Source organism: Candidatus Cloacimonadota bacterium (genome assembly GCA_011372345.1).
GTDB lineage: Bacteria > Cloacimonadota > Cloacimonadia > Cloacimonadales > TCS61 > DRTC01.
In genome coordinates this window covers 1-2,704 of the sequence record DRTC01000273.1, presented here as the reverse complement: position 1 = coordinate 2,704, position 2,704 = coordinate 1, and the positions used below count along the sequence as shown (strand labels likewise).

Annotated in this window: 1 protein-coding gene; it reads right to left on the bottom strand. The window is 38.0% G+C overall.

The features are described from left to right. Positions 1–110: 110 nt before the first annotated feature. Positions 111–2,438: a TonB-dependent receptor gene (locus ENL20_05365; protein ID HHE37984.1), complete on the bottom strand. Its 2,328-nt coding sequence runs from the start codon at positions 2,436–2,438 to the stop codon at positions 111–113. Positions 2,439–2,704 lie beyond the last annotated feature (266 nt).

The window sequence follows — 2,704 nt, the reverse complement described above, 5'->3', positions numbered from 1 at the left end:
TTTCTCAAACCGGAGGTATGAGTTACTTTTTCTCAAACCGGAGGTATGAGTTACTTTTTCTCAATCCGGAGGTATGAGTTACTTTTCTCAACTTGGCAAGTTGAGTTACATTACCATTCCACATTAAATCCGATAAACGGAATACGCGGGAACATGGACATGTCCGAATCTTCTATTGCCCAATTTCCATCTTCCTGCTCTTGATAAACATAATCTCGTGCCCAGATATTTTCATGATCAAGAACATTGATGACCTGGATGTAAGGTTCTAAACTCCATTTTGAAAACTGCCATTTGAATTTCAAACTCAAATCGAATCTGGAATAGAACGGAAGCCGGATGCGATCATTATAACTGTACAAAAAGTGAATTCCGCTTTCATCATAAAACGCTTGTTCCGGTCTGAAATAAGGTTGTCCGCTGCCGAGAGAATAAGTTGTACCTATCTTTAATTCTGCACCCAGGATTTTCCTGCCGATATTTTCGGAAACATTGAAAGTTTCCATCACATTCAATTGATGAACTCTTTCATAACGAGGATGATAAGGTTCTTCCTCTTCAGTTTCAGGATTGATATTCGTGTTTTCGATGGTTCTTTTGGTGATTCCGAAACTGTAAGCAAAAAATCCTTCCAAGCCCTGCCATTCCGTGCGCAGCATGACATCTGTTCCATAGGAAAATCCATCTCCCATATTGTAAACATCTTCCAGAGCACCAGTTTGATTATTCCATTCATAATCGGTTTCCGGACGATACTCCACGAGATTGTCATATCTTTTATAATATCCTTCGATATCGATGGCAAAATCTGAAGCGAACTGATTTTTGTATCCCAAAACAAAATGGTCTGAAATTCCAGGTTGAACGGAACCGTCGATGGGAAACCAGATATCCATGGGAGTGCTCATGCCGGGATTCATGGATGTCAGATACTGATAATATCTTCCATAAGAAAGATAAGTGTTGCTATTGGAAGTCAGTTTCCAACGCAAAGAAAGTCTTGGTGAAAGCCTGAAATAATTTCCAATCGGAGATGCTGGAAGATCAGGTGATTCATTACGACAAAAAGTTACTCTCAAACCGGGCTGCAGAGTCCAGTTATCGCTGAAATCCCAACTGTCCTGTCCGTATAAAGCAAAAATACCGGAATTTACTTCCACATCAGGAAGTTTTTCCGGATCAAGATCGGAATTTTCAACTTCATATTTGAAGATCACTTTGTTATATTTTATATCCAAACCGAAATCTATCAAATGTTTGTCATCAGGAGTGTAGTTGAACAGATTTTTTGAGGAAATATCATAAATATCATTCAGCCGTTTGTATTCCGTACCGCTTTCATATTCCACATCGAAAAGAGAGTTGAAATGACTTCCGGCAAGCACAAATTTGGAAAACAATCTGGGATTAAAAATATGGGTCCATTGGGTTGAGAAGGTTTCATTTCCCCATTCGATCAGCATATTAAATCCGAAATTAAATTCCAGCCGGTCTTTTCCAAAATAAGAACTCACCGATAGTTTATCTTTCTCCGTTACATCATAAGTGATCTTGGCATGTCCATCATAAAAATAATAATCAGGCAGATCAAATGCTTTTTTCAATAACTCTAAATAGGTTCTTCTGAAAGAAGCCATGTATGAACCTTTGTGATTTTTTCCAATCTTCCAGGGACCTTGTATAGTCGAATTGGCACTGATCAAACTTATCCGGGCAACCCCCTGATGATGTTTCCTGTTTCCGTCCAGGTTAGTAACATCCAGAACAGAAGACAAATGTCCTCCATACTTTGCGGGGAAACCGCCTTTCAGCAATTCCACACTTTCAACTGCATCCGTATTGAAAGTACTGAAAATACCTCCAAAATGGCTTGGATTATAAACATCGATCTCATCGAGAAGGATCTGGTTCTGATCGGGAGTTCCTCCCCGCACATAAAATCCGCTGGAAAAATCAGATAAAGAACTAACTCCCGGCAGGATTTGAATAGCCCTGAAGATATCGGAATCTGCAATTTGCGGAATATCGAGAATTTCTTCTGTGGACTGATAAGTTTTACTGACCTGGATCTCCCGTGTATTTATTTTCCGTTTATATCTTTCTTCAACAATATCTATACCCTCGATCTTGATCAAAGCCTTTTCCAATTCCACTTCGACAAATTTATCTTCATCCAGGTTCTCAATAAAAACAGATAATTTTTCAGGTTTGAAAGAAATGTGAGAGATCATTAGATCGATTTTCCCGGTAAGAGAAAAATTGATCACAAAATATCCTTCTTTATTGGTCAAAGAACCAATATCGGTTCCTCCGATACCAACAGATACATATTGAATCCGTTCACCATTTTCTATATTGGAAATAAATCCGCTGATGGTCGCTCCATATATCGTTTGGAGGAAGGATATGATCAAAATTATAAATACTATTTTTTTCATTGGAATCCTTTGCTAATCTCTTCGACTCGTAAGAGAAGCGATGAGTCGAAACTAAAAATTTAATTTATAGTCTCTCAACTCTTTTTGGGAATTTGATCTTCTCACACGGAAAATCACCCAAAACACAAAATAAGGCTATTTATCCATTTTCAATAGGAATTTACCATCGTTCGAAACAAATTTACCGACTCGGGAAACAGATTTACTAATTTTTCTTCAAAAACAAGTTTTGAGAAAAGACCAATCTTCGATTGGGACACATTCTT

What these genes read in the sequence shown, in the direction of transcription:
- ENL20_05365 (HHE37984.1), bottom strand. Translation starts at nt 2,438, where the DNA reads ATGAAAAAAATAGTATTTATAATTTTGATCATATCCTTCCTCCAAACG.